Raw genomic sequence first — 21242 nt, forward strand, 5'->3', positions numbered from 1 at the left:
AGGGTCAGTTGGTTAGCACTTCAACCAGCCGCGTCAGCAGTCATCTCCGGGGACGATGCTCAAGCGCGCTGAAACAACGATCTGACTGGTTTAATTTTTATGAGCTCACTGGCTTATCGAAGGGATATCGACGGCTTGCGCGCAGTGGCGGTGATCGCTGTCGTGCTGTTTCATTTTGGCGTTCCGGGGTTTACCGGCGGCTTTGTCGGCGTGGACGTGTTTTTCGTGATTTCCGGTTACCTGATCACGTCGATCATCTGGAATCAGCGCCAGACCGGGCAATTCAGCTTCGTCGATTTCTGGGCCCGGCGTGCGCGGCGGATTTTGCCGGCGTTGTTCGCGATGATCGTCGCGGTGCTGGCGGTCGGCTGGTATTTGCTGGCACCGAAGGATTACGAGGAACTGGGGCGGTCGGTGCGTTACCAGGTGATGTTCGTGTCCAACATCCTGTTCATGCGCCAGGACGGCTATTTCGATGTCGCCTCCGATCTCAAACCTCTGCTGCACACCTGGTCGCTGGCGCTGGAGGAGCAGTTTTACATTGTCTTCCCGTTGCTGCTGACACTGCTGTCGAGTCGTCTGAAACACTGGCGGCCGGCGCTGTTCGGCGTATTGCTGCTGTCTTTTGGCTTGAGCGTGTGGGCCGTCGCCCATCATCCGGAAAAAGCCTTCTTCCTGCTGCCGATGCGTGCGTGGGAGCTATTGGCCGGTGCGATGCTGGCGGTAGTGCCCAAGTCTGCATGGCGTCTCAAGCCGATGGCGGCGCAGTGGCTGAGCCTGTTTGGCATGGTGCTGATCCTGTTGGCGGTGTTCGGTTATGACAAGGCCACGCCATTTCCTGGCGTCGCGGCGTTGCTGCCGGTGCTTGGCGTGGTGCTGATGATTTTGACCAACGGTCATCGTGAAACCTGGATTGGTCAGTTTTTGAGCAGTCGGATAATGGTAGGCCTCGGCCTGATTTCTTATTCCTGGTACCTGTGGCACTGGCCGGTGTTCGTATTCTCCCGCTATGCCAGCGTCAGTGAACCGGGTGCTTTCGACAGTGCCGGGTTGATTCTGCTGACGCTGGTGCTGGGTTATCTGTCGTGGAAGTTCGTCGAAACCCCGTTTCGTGAGCGTCGCCTGTTCGCTGGACGCCGGCAGATTCTGCTCGCCGGCGCCTGCGGTGTCCTGGTACTCGGCCTGGCCGGGCAGACCTTGCGATGGACCGACGGCATGCCGTGGCGTCTGTCTGACCAGGCCCTGCAATACGCCAAGGGGCGCGAATGGCGGCCAGAGCTCATGGCCTGCCTGGCCGATGACAAGACGCCGGATGACAAATTGTTCTGCCGTTATGGCGCGCAAAACCGCCTGCCCCCAGCGCTTGTCTGGGGCGATAGCCATGCCACGGCGTTGATTCCGGTTTTCAACGAGGGGGCCAAGACCCATGGCGTCAACGTGATGCTCACCAGTTCTGCTGGTTGTTTGCCTGTCGAAGGCCTGGAGCATGATGCGCGTTGTGCGCGGTTCAATCGACGCGTTGAACAGGCCTTGAAGCCGCAAGCTGTCGCCGATGTGGTGTTGGTCGCGCACTGGAGCCTGTACCTCTACGGCGACGGCAAAGGTGATCTGGGCCACGCGCTGAAAAACACTGATGGGCACTACGACCGCGCCCGTGCCGAACAACGTCTGGCCGATGGCTTGCGTGCACGAGTCGCGCAATTGCGTGCCGGCGGGCATCGGGTCTGGCTGGTAAAAGAGGTGCCGTTGCAGGCCTTCAGTCCACCGTATCGTCTCACCCGTCTGGCAATGCTGGCCCGTCCTGTCGACGATGTCGGGCTGGCACTCGCAGAGCACCACACGCGCCAGGCATTCATCAGTCAATTGTTCGCACAACTGGCGCAAGACCCGGCGGTACAGGTGGTGGACCCGGCGCCGAGGTTATGTGATGCAAACGGCCTGTGCCGCGCCGAACGCGGCGGCTACTCGTTGTACACCGATGACAATCATCTCTCGGAAGTCGGTGCGCGGTGGGTGGCGCCGATCCTCGAACCGCTGTTTGTCAGTCTGCAAGCCGAGGTAAACCCGGGAAATGCATCCAGATAAGCAGCGATAAGCTGCCAGCGGCCGGCAGAGCAGGTAGGATGTACGCCTATTTTTCGAGTGCCATCATCAATGAAATTCAAGGATCTTCGGGATTTCGTGCAGCAGCTTGAGCAGCGCGGAGAGTTGAAACGCATCCAGATTCCCGTCTCTCCAGTGCTGGAGATGACCGAGGTGTGTGATCGCACGCTGCGTGCCAAAGGCCCGGCGCTGTTGTTCGAAAAGCCGACAGGCTATGACATCCCGGTGCTCGGCAACCTGTTCGGCACCCCTGAGCGGGTCGCCATGGGCATGGGGGCCGAGTCGGTCAGCGAGCTGCGCGAGATCGGCAAGCTGCTGGCGTTCCTCAAGGAACCCGAGCCGCCGAAAGGCCTGAAGGATGCCTGGTCCAAGCTGCCGATCTTCCGCAAGATCATTTCGATGGCGCCCAAAGTCGTCAAGGACGCGGTGTGCCAGGAAGTGGTCATCGAAGGCGACGACGTCGATCTGGCCATGCTGCCGGTGCAGACCTGCTGGCCGGGCGACGTCGGTCCGTTGATCACCTGGGGCCTGACCGTCACCAAAGGCCCGAACAAGGATCGCCAGAACCTCGGCATCTATCGTCAGCAGGTGATTGGCCGTAACAAGGTCATCATGCGCTGGCTGAGCCACCGTGGCGGCGCGCTGGATTACCGCGAGTGGTGCGAAAAGCACCCGGGCCAGTCGTTCCCGGTTTCCGTGGCCCTGGGCGCTGACCCGGCGACCATCCTCGGTGCCGTGACCCCGGTGCCCGACAGCCTTTCCGAATACGCCTTCGCAGGCCTGCTGCGCGGTAACCGCACTGAGCTGGTGAAGTGCCGTGGCAACGATCTGCAAGTGCCGGCCACCGCCGAAATCATCCTCGAGGGCGTGATCCATCCGGGCGAAATGGCCGATGAAGGTCCGTACGGCGATCACACCGGTTACTACAACGAAGTCGACAGCTTCCCGGTATTCACCGTCGAACGCATCACCCACCGGATCAAGCCGATCTACCACAGCACCTACACCGGCCGTCCGCCGGATGAGCCGGCAATCCTCGGCGTGGCATTGAACGAAGTGTTCGTGCCGATCCTGCAGAAGCAGTTCCCGGAGATCACCGACTTCTACCTGCCGCCCGAAGGCTGCTCGTACCGCATGGCCATCGTGACCATGAAGAAGTCGTATCCGGGCCATGCCAAGCGGGTAATGCTGGGTGTCTGGTCGTTTTTGCGACAGTTCATGTACACCAAGTTCGTTATCGTTACCGACGACGATATCAACGCCCGGGACTGGAACGACGTGATCTGGGCCATCACCACGCGCATGGACCCCAAGCGCGACACGGTGATGATCGACAACACGCCGATCGACTACTTGGACTTCGCCTCGCCGGTGTCCGGCCTGGGGTCGAAAATGGGCCTCGATGCCACGCATAAATGGCCGGGCGAAACTACCCGTGAATGGGGGCGGGTCATCGTCAAGGACGATGCCGTGACCCAGCGGATCGATGCCATCTGGAATCAGTTAGGAATAGATTGATGCGTGTAACCTTGCAGCCCTCCGGAGCAGTGCTTGAGACATTGCCCGGCGAGCGGATTCTCGATGGCGCGCGACGTCTGGGCTACGAATGCCCGCAAAGCTGCCGCAACGGCAATTGCCACGTGTGCGCGGCGCTGCTGGTGGAAGGACGGGTCGAGCAGGCCGGCGATGTGCGCGACCATGGCGAGTTCTACACTTGCATAGCGGAGCCGCTGGAAGACTGCATCGTGCTGTGGGATGGCGTGCTCGCGCTGGGAGAACTGCCGGTGCGCAGCGTGTCGTGTCAGGTCATTGAGTGCAAGGAGGTGGGCGGCGACACCTGGCGCGTGCGTCTGCGGGCTCCGGCCGGCAAACCGCCGCGCTACCACGCCGGTCAGTACCTGATGATCGAACGCGAAAACGGCGAAAAATCCGCCTTCTCTCTCGCCTCGGCCCCGCATGCGGGGCGCGACCTGGAAATCCACGTACTGGCGCGCGAATCCAGTGCGTTGAATCTGATTGAACAGCTGCAGCGCAACAACATGGTGCGGGTCGAATTGCCGTTTGGTGATACCCACCTGGAGGAGTTGCCGGACGGTCCTCTCGTGCTGATCGCCGCGGGTACCGGCATGGGCCAGGTCCATGGCCTGATCGAACATTGCCGGGCCTCGGGTTTCAAGCATCCGGTGCATCTGTATTGGGGCGTGCGTCGTCCTGAAGATTTTTATCAAATCGAGCATTGGGACGAATGGCTGAAGTTGCCCAACCTGTTCCTGCACAAGGTCGTCAGTGATCAATGCGGTTGGGAAGGGCGGTGCGGCATGTTGCATGAAGCGGTCTGTGAAGACTTCCCTGACCTCAAGCCGCTGCACGTATACGCCAGTGGCTCTCCGGCCATGGTCTACGGCACGCTGGATGCGCTGGTGGAAGCGGGGATGGACGCTCACCAGATGCGCGCCGACGTTTTTGCGTATGCCCCCAGATCCTGATATTGCCCCTCCACACTTTAGGAGCGAGCCTGCTCGCGATGGACTCAAGAGCGCCGCGGACAGCCTGACTCCCCGCGTAATCGTTAACGATCATCGCGAGCAAGCTCGCTCCTACAGGTTATAACTCTCTATATAGCCTATCGGTATTTATAATCTTTTATAAATCTCGGTAGGTTATATCTCATTCAGGCATTTAAATAAGTGCGGTGCCATGGCATTCAAATTGCCTTAAAACTTATGTGCCTTATTGTTACAGCTGTGCGTTCTATTAAGTAATTCTTCACCCGCGGGGAGCTGAACGCTATTCGCCATGAGCGCCATTGAATCTGCTTTTTTGAATCTGGCTTACCCTCCGCGGCTCGATCTGGGACCGCAGCTCACTCACGAACAATTGCTCGGCTCGATGCAATCGACCATGGCGCGCCACAAGGGTGGGCCGGTCTGGTTGTTTGCGTATGGTTCGCTGATCTGGCGCCCTGAATGCACGGCGGTTGAGCGGGTTCGCGGCCGGGTGCATGGCTACCATCGCGGGTTATACCTGTGGTCCCACGAACATCGCGGCACACCGGAAATGCCCGGGCTGGTGTTTGGCCTGGATCGTGGCGGTTCTTGCAGCGGTTTCGCCTATCGCTTGCCAGAGGAGCAACTCGAAGCCTCGCTCTATGCACTTTGGCAGCGCGAGATGCCTTTCCCGTCCTACCGCCCGCGCTGGCTCAACTGCCGTCTCGAAGATGGCAGCCAGGTACAGGCATTGGGTTTTGTGCTGGAGCGACACCTGCCCAGCTATGCTGGCAACTTGCCAGACCATGTGCTGAGCCATGTGTTCGAAAACGCCTGCGGGCGCTACGGCAGCACTCGCGATTATGTCGAGCAGACCGCGCACGCCCTGCGCAGCCACGCCATGCCAGACCGGAATCTGGAGGCGCGGCTCAAGCGCTGTAAATCAAAGGCCGATCAAGCGAGTGCTTCGCGGCCCTGACTGGCGATTTGTTTGTGCCGTAGTGTCGGGGCCAGAAAGGCCATCGCCAACAGGCAGGCGCCGACCAGCAGCACGAAGCCGCCGTCCCAACCGAAATGGTCCACGGTGTAGCCCATTGCTGCACTGGCCGCGACCGAACCGCCCAAGTAACCGAACAGACCGGTAAAGCCCGCCGCCGTACCGGCCGCTTTCTTCGGGGCCAGTTCCAGCGCCTGCAGGCCGATCAGCATCACCGGGCCGTAGATCAGGAAGCCAATGGAAAGCAGTGCGATCATGTCGACCATCGGATTGCCGGCCGGGTTGAGCCAGTAAACCAGCGTCGCAACCGTCACCAACGCCATGAACACCATGCCGGTCAGGCCACGGTTGCCACGGAAGATCTTGTCCGACATCCAGCCGCACAGCAGCGTGCCCGGAATACCTGCCCACTCGTAGAAGAAGTACGCCCACGAGGTCTTATCCACCGTGAAACCCTTGGCTTCCTTGAGGTAGGTCGGCGCCCAGTCCAGCACGCCGTAGCGCAGCAGATAGACAAAGACGTTGGCCAGGGCGATGTACCAGAGCATTTTGTTGCGCAGCACGTATTTGACGAAGATTTCCTTGGCGCTGAATTCCTCTTCGTGGCTGGCGTCGTAGCCTTCCGGGTAGTCGTTCTTGTATTGCTCGATCGGCGGCAGGCCAACCGATTGAGGGGTGTCGCGCATGGTCACAAAGGCAAACACCGCTACCGCCAGCGCCACGGCTGCCGGTACGTAGAACGCGGCGTGCCAGTCATTGAACAGGCCCATGCCGATCAGGAACAGCGGGCCGATCAGGCCACCGCCGACGTTATGCGCCACGTTCCACACGGACACCACGCCGCCACGTTCCTTCTGCGACCACCAGTGCACCATGGTCCGGCCACTCGGCGGCCAACCCATGCCCTGCGCCCAGCCGTTGATGAACAGCAGAATGAACATCATGGTCACGCTGGACGTCGCCCACGGCGCGAAACCGAAAACGAACATCACCCCGGCCGACACTAACAGGCCGAACGGCAGGAAGAAGCGCGGGTTGGAGCGGTCGGACACCAGGCCCATCAGGAACTTCGACAGGCCGTAGGCAATCGCAATGGCGGACATCGCCAGACCCAACTGACCACGGGAGTAGCCCTCGTCGATCAGGTACGGCATGGCCAGGGAGAAGTTCTTGCGCAGCAGGTAGTAACCGGCATAGCCAATGAAAATGCCGGCGAAAATCTGCCAGCGCAGGCGTCGGTAGGTGCTGTCTATTTTTTCTTCAGGCAATGGAGCCTGATGTGCGGCAGGACGAAAGAAAGCAAACATTCAAGAGCTCCAGATTTCTTGTTTTGACTGCGGATACGAATGTTACAGTTTCGTTACCGAAAATAGCACCGGTTCTCATCGGCAAAACAGCGGAAATGTTGGATATCGCGCGTTCCTTTATGAACATGTCGCTCAGATGTAAGTGAGGGGCGTTGTAGGAAGCGTTACCTGTTTAGTTAGCGGGCGCTTGATGTACCTGAATTAGGGCGGGTCTTTAGGAAACGTCCTTCGTTTAAAGCGGAAGTCATGGCGTTATGCCGAATGCCCCGGCGCTTTAACCTTTTTGCTGTTGCCAGGTCTGGCGTTGCAGGCGAAGGGAGAGGGACATGCGGTGGTGGGTATGCGTGCTGTTGTTGGTGGCGTCCATGGATGTCAGGGCCGGGGAGGTGTTCCTGATACCCGAGAATAATCCGAAGCCGGTCTATCCGGTGGCGCTGCATCGGGCGGGTGTCACCGGCATGGTGCGTGTCAGTATGACGGTGAAGGCCGATGGATCAGTCAGTAATGCCGTTATTGTGCAAAGTGCACATCCCGAACTCGAAGAGGCGTCATTGGCCGCAGTCAACCAATGGCGATTCAAGCCGTGGACAATTACCGAGGATCAGCCTGCGCAAATCATTGTGGTCGCCCCCATGGAATACAGGCTGGACAGAGAACATTCCTTCCACGTCAACAAGGAATTGGAGCGGCTGAAATGCAGTGCTATTGCAGGGGCATCGTTGAACATTGCCACTTCCTCATGGGTGGACCTGCCGGTTTTCAGCTGGACCCGTAGTTACCTGACTCACTCGCTTTCACCGACGCAATTGCCGGAAGAGAAACGTCTGGCTCTGATTGCCAAGCTCAACGCCAGCGTGCGTTCGATTGTGCAGCGGTGTAACGCACATCCGGCGAGTCGGTATGTGCGGTTTTTGCCGGAGGAGATTCGGGTGTTGCTTTGACGGCAAAAAGAGCGCGGCTAAATGGCCGCGCTTTTTTACAGAGAGATTCAGCGAACCTGCACCACCACTTTCCCGACCGCTTTACGCTGGCCAAGGTCATTGATCGCCTGCGCCGCATTGCTCAGCGGATACACCTGGGACACCAGCGGCTTGAGCTTGCCTTCGGCAAACCAGCCAAACAGTTGCTGGAAGTTCGCCGCGTTGTCCTGCGGTTGGCGTTGGGCGAACGAACCCCAGAACACGCCGAGCACTGCCGCGCCTTTGAGCAGAGCCAGGTTGACCGGCAATTCGGGAATGCGCCCGCTGGCGAAGCCGACCACCAGCAGTCGGCCGTTCCAGGCGATGGCGCGGATGGCCTGGTCGAACAGGTCGCCGCCGACCGGGTCGTAGATCACGTCGGCGCCCTGGCCGTCGGTCAGGCGCTTGATTTCGTCCTTCAGGCTGGTTTCGCTGTAGTTGATCAGTTCGTCGGCGCCGGCGGCCTTGGCCACGGCGAGTTTCTCTGCGCTGCTGGCCGCGGCGATCACCCTGGCGCCCATGGCTTTGCCGATCTCTACTGCCGCGAGGCCGACGCCACCAGAAGCACCGAGCACCAGCAGGGTTTCACCCGGTTGCAGGTTGCCGCGTTGCTTGAGCGCGTGCATCGAGGTGCCATAAGTCATGCTGAAGGCAGCGGCGGTGTTGAAGTCCATCGATGGCGGGATCGGCAGCACGTTGTAGCCCGGCACGGCGACCTGCTCGGCAAAGCTGCCCCAGCCGGTCAGGGCCATGACCCGGTCACCGACTTTCAAGTGACTGACTTTTTCACCCACTGCGCTGACCACGCCGGCCGCTTCACCACCCGGTGAAAACGGGAAGGGCGGCTTGAACTGGTATTTGCCCTCGATGATCAACGTGTCGGGGAAGTTGACCCCGGCGGCGTGCACCTCCAGCAGGATTTCATTTTTCTTCGCGACAGGACTGGCGACGTCTTCCAGCACCAGCGATTCGGCAGGGCCGAAGGCTTTGCACAGCACGGCTTTCATCAGGGCTATTCCTTTGGGAGTGATGGCCGATAAGTGTAGGTGTGTGGGTCGACGGGTCAACGAGCATGCCCGGCCCTGATAGTCAGCCATAAGCTTGTGCTTGCGCGGCGGGTCGTTATGCTAGGCCGCAAACCGGATAAGGAGCGAATTTTGAAAGCGTGGATCATGTTGATGCTGGCCCTGTTTCTGCCTGTGGCAGCGGTGGCCGAAGAAGCCAAAGAAGATGCTGCTCCGAAGGTCAGCTACATCACCCTGAGCCCGCCGTTCGTGGGTAACTACGGGTTGGACGGCACGCCGAAACTGAAGGTCTACAAGGCTGATGTGGCGTTGCGGGTGACCGGTGACGAGGCCGCCAAAGCGGTGAAGGCCAATGAGCCGTTGATCCGCAATCAATTGGTCGCGCTGTTCGCCCAGCAGACCACCGAAACGATGAACAACGTCGAGGCCAAGGAGAAACTGCGTCAGGAAGCGCTGAAGCAGGCCCAGCAGGTGATGAACGATGAAACCGGCAAACCGGTGGTTGAGGATCTGTTGTTCAACAACCTGATCATTCAGTAACTCTTTTATTGCCTGTGCCGCCGTCTTCGCGAGCAGGCTCGCTCCCACAGGGGATCTTCAGTGAATGTAGATCCAGTGTGGGAGCGAGCCTGCTCGCGATAGCATTCTAAAGATGCTGCAAATCCTACGGTTTTAGGGCAATCACCGCCGCCCACTGCTCCGTCGTCACCGGCATCACCGATAACCGCGAGCCTTTCTGCACCAGCGGCAACTCAGCCAGCGCTGTCTGCTGCTTCAGATAATCCAGTTTCAGCACCCGGGCAAAGGTCTCGACATGCGCGACATCAATCGCGCTCCAGGCGTTTTTGTCCGCAGTTGCCTTGGGGTCGTAGTAATGACTTTCCGGCTCCAGCGCCGTCGGGTCCGGATACGCGGCTTCGACAATCCTGCCGATTCCGGCGATGCCCGGCTCAGGGCAGCTGGAATGATAGAAAAAGAACTCATCCCCCACCGCCATGGCCCGCAGGAAATTGCGTGCCTGATAGTTGCGAACCCCGTCCCAGCGCGCTTTGCCGAGCTTTTCCAGCCCTTTGATCGAGAGTTCGTCGGGCTCGGATTTCATCAGCCAATAGGCCATGTCTTTTGCTCCTTGCGTGGTGATTGAGCAGCTTGTCGGCGATTTTATGACAAACCGACAGTCGGTTGGCGTCAGCATTTGCGCAGCGGTTCACGTTGTCGCAAAATGCCGGCCTTTAAAGCTTGACGCTGCTGCACGGCCTACAAACGGAAACCGCTGCTGTCATCGTGTTGATGTGCCTTTGGGGGGCAATCGATGAAACGCAAACCGGATTTACTATGGATTTTGGTCATTTTGTTTGGCCTTGGCGTCGTGACCACTGGCTATGCCCAAAGCCTGTGGGCCAACAAGACCGATGCACCGGTCGAGCTCGCCCAATTGCAGCAACAGTCGACAGCCTTCAAGCGCTGATCCTGTTGCCTCGGCGCCGCTGATCGAAGTGGCGCCTAACCTGCGTAATACCAGGCCTTGTCCGTCACCGTTCCTTGCAGCGGGACATCCCAGCTCGCCTGAGCCAATCGCGCCACCTTCTGACATTCATGGGCCAGCCCCAGCAGCGTCGGCTTGCGCCAGTCGTTTCGTCGCGCCAGGTAGGCCAGGCTCCGGTCGTAGAAGCCACCGCCCATCCCCAGGCGTCCGCCGACATCGTCAAAACCCACCAATGGCAACAGCACCAGATCCAGTGCCCAGATTTTGCGCTGCCGGGCGAGGTTGGCCCGAGGTTCGAGAATGCGGAAGCGGTTGGGTTTGAGTTTTTCCCCGGGACGGATGCGCTGGAAAACCATTTTGGTTCGCGGCCAGGCGCTCAGCACCGGTAGATAGGTGGCTTTGCCCCGGCGTTGTGCGGCGCGCAGCAACAGGCGCGGATCGATTTCACCGTCGGTGGGCAAGTAGAGGGAGATGTGCCGGGCGCGACGGAACAGCGGTTGCTGGGCCAATTGCTTGTACAGCCCGCGAGCGGCCTGGCGCTGCTGACTGGGAGTCAGTGCGCGGCGGGCCTTGCGCAGCATGCGTCGAAGTTGCGGGCGGGGGAGCAGCGCAGGTTCGGTCATGTATTCGGGCTTCAACAGTGCGGATACGTGAAGCGTACCCGTAAAAACGCCAATGCCGGTATCAGAACCGGCATTGGACTGAAATCAGGCTCCCCGAATGTGCCGCTGTCGACTTAGCCCTTGAACCCGAAAGTTCAAGGTGGAAGATGCAGTAGGCTTTAAGGCTTTCCGTCTAGCGGACATGCACACCAGCCCAACGTGCAACCTCCAGGGTATAGCAAATCGGCTCAGGGACATCGCCAACTGGCAAGCACCCCAGGGAGTGAGGGGATTATACCGCAAGCGGCGGCGCGAATCAGCCTTTGGTGACGTCCGGATCGGTGGCGAGTGCCAGATCGACGCGATCGAGCAGGTCACGCACCTGTTCGCGGGTCGAACCGCTGGCCTGGATATCCGGGCGTTCTTCCTTGTGCAGCAGGTCATGGGTGATGTTCAGCGCGGCCATCACGGCGATACGGTCGGCACCGATGACTTTTCCGCTGCTGCGGATCTCGCGCATCTTGCCGTCCAGATAACGGGCGGCGCTGACCAGATTGCTGCGCTCTTCCTGAGGGCAGATGATCGAATACTCTTTGTCGAGGATCTGCACGGTGACGCTATTGCTTGAACTCATGAGTCTTGCTCCAGGGCCTTGAGGCGCGAAATCATCGATTCGACCTTACGCCGGGCGATTTCGTTTTTTTCAATGAGGTGCGCGCGTTCCTCGCGCCAGGTCTTTTCCTGAGCTAGTAAGAGTCCGTTTTGACTCTTAAGTTGCTCGACTCGTGTAATCAGCAGTTCGAGTCTGGCCATCAGCGCTTGCAGGTCGGTGTCTTCCATTGTCTTCACTGTCTGATGGGTGTTGGACTTGTAGGAGCGAGCTTGCTCGCGATGAACCTGGGAGCACCGCGGGGCGTCAGGTACCCCGCGTTATCGTTGGCGACCATCGCGAGCAAGCTCGCTCCTACAGGGGTAGTCGATGTAGGATACAAGGCCTTCATTCTAGACATAGCGCCGTCTGGCGCCTAGCTGCCCATGACCATTCAGAATTCCCCGTACCAAGCCTTCGCCACCCTGCTGACTTCCAGCGGTCACAACGTCTCGCCTGCCGAACTGCACGGCCTGTTGCTCGGCCGCAGCTGCGCCGGCGCCGGTTTCGACGCCGAAGGCTGGCTGATCGACGCCGCCGAACTGCTCGAAAGCGAGCCGCAGGACAACGTTCGCAACGCCCTGATCGGCCTGCAAGAGATGGTAAAAGGCGAGCTCACCGGCGATGACGTGACCGTCGTTCTGCTGCTGCCGACCGACGATGCGCCGCTAGCCGACCGTGCCGCCGCACTGGGCCAGTGGTGCCAGGGTTTCCTCAGCGGCTTCGGCCTGAACTGCCGTGACAGCAGCGCCCTGAGCACCGAGGCCACCGAGGTGCTGCAGGATCTGGCGGCCATTTCCCAGGTGCAAGATGCCCTGGAAGAGTCCGACGACGGTGAAAACGACTATATGGAAGTCATGGAGTACCTGCGCGTCGCACCGCTGCTGCTGTTCTCCGAGACCAAAAAAGACGTGCCGGCCGCCGCCAAACCGTCTTTGCATTAATCGTAAGAAAGGGAAAACCATCTGCCCATGATCCATATCCCGAAATCGGAATACAGCCGTCGCCGCAAGGCCCTGATGGCGCAGATGGAACCCAACAGCATCGCCATCCTGCCCGCTGCCGCGGTGGCCATTCGTAACCGCGATGTCGAGCACGTCTACCGCCAGGACAGCGACTTCCAGTACCTCAGCGGTTTTCCCGAGCCCCAGGCCGTACTGGTGCTGATGCCGGGGCGCGTGCATGGCGAATACATCCTGTTCTGCCGCGAACGTAACGCCGAGCGCGAGCTGTGGGATGGCCTGCGTGCCGGGCAAGAGGGCGCTATTCGCGACTTCGGCGCCGATGACGCCTTTCCGATCACTGATATCGACGACATCCTGCCGGGCCTGATCGAAGGCCGTGACCGGGTGTATTCGGCCATGGGCAGCAACCCCGAATTCGACCGCCACCTGATGGAGTGGATCAACGTGATCCGCTCCAAGGCCAACCTCGGTGCCCAGCCGCCGAACGAATTCGTTGCCCTGGATCATCTGCTGCACGACATGCGCCTGTATAAATCGGCGGCAGAAGTGAAAGTGATGCGCGAAGCGGCGCGGATTTCCGCCCAGGCGCATGTACGGGCCATGCAGGCCTGTCGCGCCGGGTTGCACGAATTCAGCCTGGAAGCCGAGCTCGATTACGAATTCCGCAAGGGCGGGGCGAAGATGCCGGCCTACGGGTCGATCGTCGCGGCGGGGCGCAACAGCTGCATCCTGCATTACCAGCAGAATGACGCATTGCTCAAGGACGGGGATCTGGTGCTGATCGACGCCGGATGCGAGATCGACTGCTACGCCAGCGACATCACCCGAACCTTTCCGGTCAGCGGCAAGTATTCAGCGGAACAGAAAGCGATTTACGAATTGGTGCTGGCCTCCCAGGAAGCCGCCTTTGCCGAAATCGCCCCGAACAAGCACTGGAACCAGGCGCACGAGGCCACGGTTCGGGTCATCACCGCCGGGCTGGTCAAGCTGGGGTTGCTGCGGGGCGACGTTGACGAACTGATCGCCAGCGAAGCCTACAAGGCATTTTACATGCACCGCGCCGGCCATTGGCTGGGCATGGATGTGCATGACGTCGGCGAATACAAGGTCGGCGGTGAGTGGCGCGTGCTGGAAGTCGGCATGGCGCTGACTGTGGAGCCGGGGATCTATATTGCCCCGGACAACCAGAATGTTGCGAAGAAATGGCGCGGCATTGGCGTGCGCATCGAGGACGACGTAGTGGTCACCAAAACCGGCTGTGAAATATTGACGAGCGGCGTGCCGAAAACTGTCGCCGAGATCGAGGCCCTGATGGCCGCCGCGCGGACACAGGCAGCATGAGTCGCGTCAACCTGGCAATTATCGGTGGCGGGCTGGTCGGTGCAAGCCTGGCACTGGCGCTTCAGGCCGGGGCCAAGGCCCGGGGCTGGAAGATCGTGTTGATCGAGCCGTTCGCCCCTGGCGACAGCTATCAACCGAGTTACGATGCCCGTTCCTCGGCGTTGTCCTTCGGCTCGCGGCAAATCTATCAACGGCTGAGCGTCTGGCAAGAAGTCTCGCGCCGCGCCGAGCCGATCAAGCAGATTCATGTTTCCGACCGTGGGCGCTTCTCCACCGCCCGTTTGTCGGCGATGGAAGAGGGTGTTCCAGCGCTGGGTTATGTCGTTGAAAATGCCTGGCTCGGCCAATGCCTGTGGCAAGGCCTGGACAAGGACGTGATCAGTTGGCGTTGCCCGGCGGAAGTCACCCGCATGGAGCCGCTGACCGACGGCTACCGCCTGACCCTCAACGATGAAACCACCCTGGAATGCGACCTTGCGGTGCTCGCCGATGGCGGGCGCTCCGGCTTGCGCGAGCAACTGGGGATCGGCATCCGCAAGCGTCCGTACAACCAGAGCGCGCTGATCGCCAACATCACCCCGAGCGAAGCCCACAACGGCATGGCCTTCGAGCGTTTCACCGACGAAGGCCCGATGGCGTTGCTGCCGCTCCCGGATAATCGCTGCGCACTGGTCTGGACCCGCCTGGGCATGGACGCGCAACGGCTGGCGGCCCTCGATGAGCGCAGTTTCCTCAGCGAGTTGCAGGGTGTGTTCGGTTATCGCCTAGGCACATTGAAGCAGGTCGGTGCGCGGCACTTGTATCCGCTGACACTGGTCGAGGCCGAAGAGCAGGTGCGCCCGCATCTGGCCATTCTCGGCAACGCGGCGCATAGCCTGCATCCGATTGCCGGCCAGGGGTTCAACCTGTCCCTGCGCGATGCCCAGGCCCTGGCCGATGCCTTGCTCGCCAGTGAGAAACCTTTGGGCGACTTCGCCACGTTACAGGCCTATCGCGAACGCCAGCGTCTCGATCAGGACCTCACCGTGGGTTTCTCCGATCAGGTTACGCGCCTGTTCGGCAGCACCCAGCCGTTGGTGTCCCTGGGTCGCAACATCGGCTTGCTCGGCCTGGATCTGCTGCCACCGGCCAAACGCTGGTTTGCCCGGCAGGCGATGGGGCTGGGTACGCGACCGGATGCGTGACTGGCTGATCCGCGGACTCGGCAAGGCGCGATTGATAAAAATACCTGCCTGCAGGTTCGACATTCATGACGGCTCCTGCCACTTGGTGGCGTGTGTCGGGAAAACCCTTTACGTGCGGCTCAAGCCGCAAGAGAGACAGGCTTAAAGCATGGAAATGCGCGCAGATCTGCTGATTGTCGGGGCCGGAATGGTCGGCAGCGCCCTGGCGCTGGCGTTGCAGGACAGCGGGCTGGAAGTCCTGCTGCTGGACGGCAGCCCCATGAGCGTCAAACCGTTCAACGCGCAGGCTGCGTTTGAGCCGCGGGTGAGCGCCTTGTCGGCCGCCAGCCAGCGGATTCTCGAGCGCCTTGGCGTGTGGGAAGGCATCGCCGGACGACGCAGCAGCCCCTATACCGACATGCAGGTCTGGGATGGCAGCGGCACCGGGCAAATCCACTTCTCGGCGGCCAGCGTGCATGCCGAAGTGCTGGGGCATATCGTCGAAAACCGCGTGGTCCAGGATGCCTTGCTCGAGCGCTTGCACGATTGCGACCTGGGGCTGCTGGCCAATGCGCGGCTGGAGCAGATGCGCCGCTCCGGCGACGACTGGCTGCTGACCCTGGCCGACGGCCGCACCTTGCGCGCACCGCTGGTGATCGCGGCGGATGGCGCCAACTCGGCGGTGCGACGCCTGGCCGGTGTGGCGACCCGCGAATGGGATTATCTGCACCATGCCATCGTCACCAGTGTGCGTTGTGCCAAGCCGCATCAGATGACGGCCTGGCAACGCTTCACCGATAACGGTCCGTTGGCGTTTCTGCCGCTGGAGCGAGACGGCCAACAAGATTGGTGTTCGATCGTCTGGTCGACCACACCCGGCGAAGCCGAACGTTTGATGGCGATGGATGAACAAGGTTTCTGCAAGGAACTGGAGCGGGCCTTCGAAGGTCGGCTCGGCGAGGTGCTCAGCGCCGACCCGCGCCTGTGTGTGCCTCTGCGCCAGCGGCATGCCAAGCGTTATGTGGCTGAAGGCCTGGCATTGATCGGCGACGCGGCCCACACCATTCACCCGTTGGCCGGGCAGGGGGTGAATCTCGGATTCCTCGATGCCGCCGTACTGGCAGAAGTGTTGCTGCAAGCGGCAACGCGTGGCGAACGCCTGGCGGATGTGAAAGTCCTTAGCCGTTACGAGCGTCGACGCATGCCCCACAACCTGGCGCTGATGGCCGCAATGGAAGGCTTTGAGCGCTTGTTCCAGGCCGATCCGTTGCCGGTGCGTTGGTTGCGTAATACCGGGTTGAAAATGGTCGAGAAAATGCCGGAAGCCAAGGCGTTGTTCGTGCGCGAAGCGCTGGGGTTGACCGGAGATTTGCCGGCGCTTGCCAAAGCCTGACTTCTATATTGAGGCTGATGGCCTCTTCGCGAGCAGGCTCGCTCCCACCCTGGAATGCATTTCAAATGTGGGAGCGAGCCTGCTCGCGAAGACGGCGGCACATTCGCCCTCAATTTCTGCTTGTGCAACATCCGGTAACTCCTCCGCTGCCAGCTTCGATTGAGAAGCTAAATGTGAGTCCTTATCATTTGCCCTCATTTTTCAATCGAGAGACCGCTCCCATGTTGGCACCGAAGCGTCTACTGACTGCACTGGCCTTGACCCTGATCGGCAGCACCGCCGCCCAGGCCGCTGACGAGGTGGTGGTCTACTCCTCGCGAATCGACGAGCTGATCAAGCCAGTATTCGATGCCTACACCGCCAAGACTGGCGTGAAGGTGAAGTTCATCACCGACAAGGAAGCGCCGCTGATGCAGCGGCTCAAGGCCGAAGGCGCGAACACGCCGGCCGACCTGCTGCTCACCGTCGATGCCGGCAACCTCTGGCAAGCCGAGCAGATGGGCATCCTCCAGCCGTTCACCTCGAAAACCATCGACGCCAACATTCCGCTGCAGTACCGGGCCGCCTCCCATGCCTGGACCGGCCTGAGCCTGCGGGCGCGGACCATTGCCTACTCCACTGATCGGGTGAAGCCGGGTGAACTGACCACCTACGAAGCGCTGGCCGACAAGCAATGGGAAGGCCGGCTGTGCCTGCGCACGGCGAAGAAGGTCTATAACCAGTCCCTGACCGCGACCATGATCGAAGTGCACGGCGCTGATAAGACCGAGGAAATCCTCAAGGGCTGGGTCAAGAACCTCTCCACTGACGTGTTCTCCGACGACACCGCCGTGCTGGAAGCGATCAACGCCGGTCAGTGCGACGTTGGTATCGTCAACACCTACTACTACGGCCGCCTGCACAAGCAGAGGCCAGACCTGCCGGTGAAACTGTTCTGGCCGAACCAGGCTGACCGTGGCGTACACATCAACCTGTCGGGTATCGGCCTGACCCAGCACGCGCCACACCCGGAAGCGGCCAAGGCCCTGGTGGAGTGGATGACCACCCCTGAAGCGCAGAAAATCTTTGCCGACGTGAACCAGGAGTTCCCGGCGAACCCGGCCGTGCAGCCATCGGCTGAAGTCGCCGCATGGGGCAAGTTCATCGCTGATACCTTGCCTGTGGAAATCGCCGGCAAGCGCCAGGCCGAGGCGATTCGCCTGATGGACAAGGCTGGCTGGAACTAAGTCGCCCTATATACTGCGCCCCGCCTATGCGGGGCGTTTGTTTTTGCGTTGCGCGCCTCTGACGATGTAGGAGCGAGCTTGCTCGCGATGAGCGTCAGGGCACCGCGGACCGTCAGGTTCCCCGCGTTATCGTTGACGTTTTTCGCGAGCAAGCTCGCTCCTACAGTGTCGATCTCATCCATTAGATAGTAGAGAACCAAGCCTTTGGCCCATCCCGCCCAACGCCGCTGGTATCCAGTCGTCTTCGCCATCGCTGCGCTGGTCCTGTTGCCCCTGAGCGTTCTGCTGCTTTCCTGGCAAACCGTCGATCAACAGATCTGGTCCCATCTCTGGGACACACAGATGCCGCGTTTGCTGGGCAATACCTTGACCCTGGTGCTAGGCGTCGGTGTCGGCGTGACAGTCCTGGGTGTCAGCCTGGCATGGCTCACCAGCCTTTGCGAATTCCCCGGCCGGCGCTGGCTGGACTGGGCTCTGATGCTGCCCTTCGCGATCCCGGCCTATGTGCTGGCCTTTGTTTTCGTCGGCCTGCTGGATTTCGCCGGGCCCGTGCAGACCTTGCTACGAGAGTGGTTTGGCAGTGGTCTGCGGCTGCCGCGCGTGCGTTCCACGGGCGGTGTGATTGTGGTGCTGGTGCTGGTTTTCTATCCCTATGTCTATCTGCTGGCGCGCACGGCTTTCCTCGCCCAGGGCAAAGGCCTGATGGAAGCCGCGCGGGTCCTTGGCCAATCGCCCTGGCAAGCGTTCTGGCGGGTGGCGTTGCCCATGGCACGACCAGCCATTGGCGCGGGCGTGGCATTGGCGCTGATGGAAACCCTGGCGGACTTCGGCGCCGTGTCGGTGTTCAACTTCGATACCTTCACCACTGCCATCTACAAGACCTGGTACGGTTTTTTCAGCCTGTCGTCCGCCGCGCAACTGGCCAGTCTGTTGCTGCTGGTGGTGATGCTCGTGCTCTACGGCGAACGGCGTGCCCGTGGGGCCAACCGGGCGAGCAACGAGCGACCACGGGTCAAGGCGCTGTATCACTTGCGAGGCCTCAAGGCATTGGCGGCGACGACGTGGTGCGGTCTGGTGTTCGCCTGCGCTTTTGTTATCCCGATGCTGCAGTTGGCAGTGTGGTTCTGGCTGCGCGGGCGCTTCGATCTCGACGAGCGCTACACCGGGTTGATCGTCCACACCTTGTACCTGGGGGCGATGGCGGCGTTGATCACCGTCAGCGTCGCCTTGTTACTGGCGTTTGCCCGACGACTGGCACCCACCCGGGTCATTCGTTCCGGGATCAGCCTGGCCAACCTGGGCTACGCCTTGCCTGGTTCGGTGCTGGCGGTGTCGATCATGCTGGCGTTCAGTTACCTGGATCGCGAGCTGGTGATCCCGCTCTCGGGCTGGCTCGGTGGCGCGGGCAAGCCGCTGCTGCTGGGCAGTCTGTCGGCGTTGCTGCTGGCCTATCTGGTGCGCTTCATTGCAGTGGCCTACGGGCCGCTGGAAAGCAGTCTGGCGCGTATACGGCCATCTTTGCCCGAAGCGGCACGTAGCCTTGGCGTCAGTGGGCCACGACTGTTTTTCAAAGTGTATCTGCCATTATTGCTACCCGGCACGTTGAGCGCCGCGCTGCTGGTGTTCGTCGATGTGCTCAAGGAAATGCCCGCGACCCTGCTGATGCGCCCGTTTGGTTGGGACACGCTGGCGGTGCGAATCTTCGAAATGACCAGCGAAGGCGAATGGGCCCGGGCGTCTTTGCCGGCATTGACCCTGGTGCTGGTCGGGCTGTTACCGGTCATCGGATTGATCCGTCGTTCAGCACATCGAAACAGCTAGGTGTCAGTCCTACACCTTGCGGCTACAATGCGCGGCATTCGGTGCGGTCCGTCTGACAGACCAGGTGGCTGAAATCGGTTGAAGGCCCTTTGTATCAAGGCATTCAGTCCGTGCAGCGCTTGTCCGCACCTTCGCCACGCCCGGAAGGAGAAACCCATGGGACAGCGTACGCCTCTGTACGACCTTCATCTCGCACTCGGCGCGAAGATGGTCGATTTTGGCGGTTGGGACATGCCTCTGCATTATGGATCGCAGGTCGAGGAGCACCATCAGGTGCGCCGCGATTGCGGTGTCTTCGATGTATCCCACATGACCGTAATCGACGTCGGCGGCGCCCAGGCCAAAGCCTGGCTTCAGCATTTGCTGGCCAATGATGTCGAACGCCTGCACAGCCCCGGCCGTGCGTTGTACAGCACCATGCTCAATGAGCAGGGCGGCATCGTCGACGACATGATCGTCTATCGTCTCGATGAGGGTTATCGTCTGGTGGTGAATGCCTCCACCCGCGACCAGGACATGGCGTGGATGCAAGCCCATCTCAACGGTTTCGACGTGCAACTTCGCGAGCGTTCAGAGTTGGCGATGCTGGCCATCCAGGGCCCCCACGCCCGGCAGAAAATTGCCGAACTGGTCAGTCAGTCCCGCGGCAACCTGATCCAGCTCCTCAAGCCCTTCGAAGGCCTGTCCGATGGTGACTGGTTCATCGCGCGCACCGGTTATACCGGCGAAGACGGCCTGGAAATCATTCTGCCGGCCGATCAGGCGCCAGGCTTTTTCAACGACCTGGTCGGAGCCGGGATTTCTCCCATCGGCCTTGGCGCGCGGGATACCTTGCGGGTCGAAGCCGGCATGAACCTTTACGGCCAGGACATCCAGCAAGACATTTCACCGTTGGCCTCCAATATGGCCTGGACCATCGCCTGGGAACCCGCCACCCGGCAGTTCATCGGGCGCAAGGCCCTGGAAGCCGAAAAGGCCGCCGGTGTGCAGCACAAACTGGTCGGTCTGGTCCTTGAAGAACGCGGTGTTTTGCGCGCTCATCAAGTGGTCCGCATCGCCGATGTTGGCGAAGGGGAGATCACCAGTGGTAGTTTCTCTCCTACGCTTAGCAAGTCGATTGCACTGGCGCGCGTGCCGATGGCAACAGCCGACCGCGCTGAAGTGGAAATCCGTGGCAAGTGGTACCCGGTCCGGGTGGTCAAACCGACCTTCGTACGTCACGGCAAAACCTTGATCTAACCTTTTCTGGCGGGCATGACCGCCGACCCTTTTCCTGAGGACACAGAACATGAGCAATATCCCTGCCGACCTGCGTTTTGCCGAAAGTCACGAATGGGCACGTCTGGAAGCCGATGGCACCGTCACCGTGGGCATCAGCGATCACGCGCAGGAAGCGCTGGGTGACGTGGTGTTTGTCGAGCTGACTGAAGTCGGCAACGTGTTTGCCGCCGGTGATCAGTCGGGTGTCGTTGAGTCGGTTAAAGCAGCTTCCGACATTTATGCACCGATCAGCGGTGAAGTGATCGCGGTCAACGAAGCGCTGAGCGGCGAGCCTGAGCTGCTCAACTCCGATCCGTACGGCGCGTGGATCTTCAAGCTCAAGCCAAGCGATACCGCCGAGCTGGAAAAACTGCTGGATGCCGCCGGCTACAAGGCCGCCATCGGCGAATAAGCTTCAAGCGTCACCCCCAAAGCCCCGACCCGTCGGGGCTTTTTTTT

At 60.6% G+C, this 21242-nt stretch carries 21 protein-coding genes, 1 other RNA gene and 1 pseudogene; 16 read left to right on the plus strand and 7 right to left on the minus strand.

Going from position 1 to position 21242, the window contains the following annotated elements; translation table 11 throughout:
• The first annotated feature begins 99 nt into the window (after positions 1-99).
• From ACM6J5_RS27585 to ACM6J5_RS27600, 4 genes are all read left to right on the plus strand, one after another.
• Positions 100-2085, plus strand: a complete 1986-nt coding sequence (locus ACM6J5_RS27585) for an acyltransferase family protein (RefSeq protein ID WP_414929698.1) — start codon at positions 100-102, stop codon at positions 2083-2085.
• A gap of 69 nt (positions 2086-2154) precedes the next feature.
• Positions 2155-3621 carry a 4-hydroxy-3-polyprenylbenzoate decarboxylase gene (gene ubiD, locus ACM6J5_RS27590; RefSeq protein ID WP_414929699.1) on the plus strand — a complete coding sequence of 489 codons (1467 nt, stop codon included), beginning with the start codon at positions 2155-2157 and terminating at the stop codon, positions 3619-3621.
• A complete protein-coding gene (locus ACM6J5_RS27595) occupies positions 3621-4589 on the plus strand; it encodes a CDP-6-deoxy-delta-3,4-glucoseen reductase (RefSeq protein ID WP_414929700.1) in 969 nt (322 codons plus the stop codon). Before ubiD ends, ACM6J5_RS27595 begins: the two co-directional genes overlap by 1 nt.
• A gap of 310 nt (positions 4590-4899) precedes the next feature.
• On the plus strand, positions 4900-5568 hold the full coding sequence (locus ACM6J5_RS27600) for a gamma-glutamylcyclotransferase (protein ID WP_414929701.1): 669 nt from the start codon (positions 4900-4902) through the stop codon (positions 5566-5568).
• On the opposite strand, the gene glpT is transcribed toward ACM6J5_RS27600, so the two are convergent.
• Complete coding sequence (gene glpT, locus ACM6J5_RS27605; protein ID WP_150671981.1) at positions 5544-6893, minus strand: glycerol-3-phosphate transporter; 1350 nt, start codon at positions 6891-6893, stop codon at positions 5544-5546. The two genes, ACM6J5_RS27600 and glpT, sit on opposite strands and share 25 nt — an antisense overlap.
• 326 nt (positions 6894-7219) lie before the next feature.
• On the opposite strand from glpT, the gene ACM6J5_RS27610 reads away from it, so the two are divergent.
• Entirely contained in the window at positions 7220-7834 is a 615-nt protein-coding gene (locus ACM6J5_RS27610) for an energy transducer TonB (RefSeq protein WP_414929702.1), read from the plus strand.
• A 47-nt stretch (positions 7835-7881) separates the two neighbouring features.
• Here ACM6J5_RS27610 and ACM6J5_RS27615 read toward each other — a convergent pair whose 3' ends face one another.
• Positions 7882-8859 carry an NADPH:quinone oxidoreductase family protein gene (locus ACM6J5_RS27615; protein WP_086792362.1) on the minus strand — a complete coding sequence of 326 codons (978 nt, stop codon included), beginning with the start codon at positions 8857-8859 and terminating at the stop codon, positions 7882-7884.
• Positions 8860-9009: 150 nt separating this feature from the next.
• Between ACM6J5_RS27615 and ACM6J5_RS27620 the strand changes: the two genes are divergently transcribed.
• Positions 9010-9417: a flagellar basal body-associated protein FliL gene (locus tag ACM6J5_RS27620; RefSeq protein WP_414929703.1), complete on the plus strand. Its 408-nt coding sequence runs from the start codon at positions 9010-9012 to the stop codon at positions 9415-9417.
• A 124-nt stretch (positions 9418-9541) separates the two neighbouring features.
• Here the strand turns inward: ACM6J5_RS27620 and ACM6J5_RS27625 are convergent, their stop codons facing one another.
• Positions 9542-9994 (minus strand): EVE domain-containing protein, encoded by a 453-nt coding sequence (locus tag ACM6J5_RS27625; RefSeq protein WP_414929704.1) that lies wholly within the window; start codon positions 9992-9994, stop codon positions 9542-9544.
• A 195-nt stretch (positions 9995-10189) separates the two neighbouring features.
• Here ACM6J5_RS27625 and ACM6J5_RS27630 point away from each other — a divergent pair, with 195 nt between their 5' ends.
• Positions 10190-10345 (plus strand): hypothetical protein, encoded by a 156-nt coding sequence (locus ACM6J5_RS27630; RefSeq protein ID WP_007982896.1) that lies wholly within the window; start codon positions 10190-10192, stop codon positions 10343-10345.
• Between the two features lie 35 nt (positions 10346-10380).
• On the opposite strand, the gene ACM6J5_RS27635 is transcribed toward ACM6J5_RS27630, so the two are convergent.
• The 4 genes from ACM6J5_RS27635 to ACM6J5_RS27650 form a co-directional block, all read right to left on the minus strand.
• Positions 10381-10986 (minus strand): 5-formyltetrahydrofolate cyclo-ligase, encoded by a 606-nt coding sequence (locus ACM6J5_RS27635; protein ID WP_008048703.1) that lies wholly within the window; start codon positions 10984-10986, stop codon positions 10381-10383.
• Positions 10987-11072: 86 nt separating this feature from the next.
• A non-coding RNA gene (gene ssrS, locus ACM6J5_RS27640) (6S RNA) lies at positions 11073-11251 on the minus strand.
• Between the two features lie 30 nt (positions 11252-11281).
• Positions 11282-11599, minus strand: coding sequence for a cell division protein ZapA (locus ACM6J5_RS27645; RefSeq protein ID WP_007982900.1), 318 nt, complete (start codon positions 11597-11599; stop codon positions 11282-11284).
• Entirely contained in the window at positions 11596-11805 is a 210-nt protein-coding gene (locus ACM6J5_RS27650; RefSeq protein ID WP_007982902.1) for a TIGR02449 family protein, read from the minus strand. Before ACM6J5_RS27650 ends, ACM6J5_RS27645 begins: the two co-directional genes overlap by 4 nt.
• Positions 11806-12000: 195 nt before the next feature.
• Between ACM6J5_RS27650 and ACM6J5_RS27655 the strand changes: the two genes are divergently transcribed.
• The 9 genes and pseudogenes from ACM6J5_RS27655 to gcvH all read left to right on the plus strand — a co-directional run bounded on the left by ACM6J5_RS27655 (position 12001) and on the right by gcvH (position 21195).
• The gene (locus ACM6J5_RS27655) at positions 12001-12558 is read left to right on the plus strand and encodes a YecA family protein (protein WP_095945551.1); all 558 of its coding nucleotides are present in this window, start codon (positions 12001-12003) and stop codon (positions 12556-12558) included.
• A gap of 27 nt (positions 12559-12585) precedes the next feature.
• Positions 12586-13920, plus strand: a complete 1335-nt coding sequence (gene pepP / locus ACM6J5_RS27660; RefSeq protein ID WP_150813739.1) for a Xaa-Pro aminopeptidase — start codon at positions 12586-12588, stop codon at positions 13918-13920.
• A complete protein-coding gene (gene ubiH, locus ACM6J5_RS27665) occupies positions 13917-15104 on the plus strand; it encodes a 2-octaprenyl-6-methoxyphenyl hydroxylase (protein WP_095945553.1) in 1188 nt (395 codons plus the stop codon). The genes pepP and ubiH overlap by 4 nt, the downstream gene beginning before the upstream one ends.
• A gap of 58 nt (positions 15105-15162) precedes the next feature.
• Positions 15163-15249, plus strand: a pseudogene (locus ACM6J5_RS27670) (tetrameric acyl-CoA thioesterase); the annotation flags it as partial.
• A 9-nt stretch (positions 15250-15258) separates the two neighbouring features.
• On the plus strand, positions 15259-16476 hold the full coding sequence (locus ACM6J5_RS27675; RefSeq protein ID WP_172435392.1) for a 2-octaprenyl-3-methyl-6-methoxy-1,4-benzoquinol hydroxylase: 1218 nt from the start codon (positions 15259-15261) through the stop codon (positions 16474-16476).
• Between the two features lie 221 nt (positions 16477-16697).
• Positions 16698-17702 (plus strand): extracellular solute-binding protein, encoded by a 1005-nt coding sequence (locus ACM6J5_RS27680; RefSeq protein WP_095945555.1) that lies wholly within the window; start codon positions 16698-16700, stop codon positions 17700-17702.
• Positions 17703-17906: 204 nt separating this feature from the next.
• On the plus strand, positions 17907-19523 hold the full coding sequence (locus ACM6J5_RS27685) for an ABC transporter permease (RefSeq protein ID WP_150671986.1): 1617 nt from the start codon (positions 17907-17909) through the stop codon (positions 19521-19523).
• A 156-nt stretch (positions 19524-19679) separates the two neighbouring features.
• Complete coding sequence (gcvT, locus tag ACM6J5_RS27690; RefSeq protein WP_414929705.1) at positions 19680-20762, plus strand: glycine cleavage system aminomethyltransferase GcvT; 1083 nt, start codon at positions 19680-19682, stop codon at positions 20760-20762.
• Positions 20763-20811: 49 nt separating this feature from the next.
• Positions 20812-21195, plus strand: coding sequence for a glycine cleavage system protein GcvH (gcvH, locus tag ACM6J5_RS27695; RefSeq protein WP_095945559.1), 384 nt, complete (start codon positions 20812-20814; stop codon positions 21193-21195).
• The last annotated feature ends 47 nt before the right edge of the window (positions 21196-21242 follow it).

The sequence above is a fragment of the Pseudomonas sp. IT-P74 genome (genome assembly GCF_949768175.1).
Taxonomy (GTDB): domain Bacteria; phylum Pseudomonadota; class Gammaproteobacteria; order Pseudomonadales; family Pseudomonadaceae; genus Aquipseudomonas.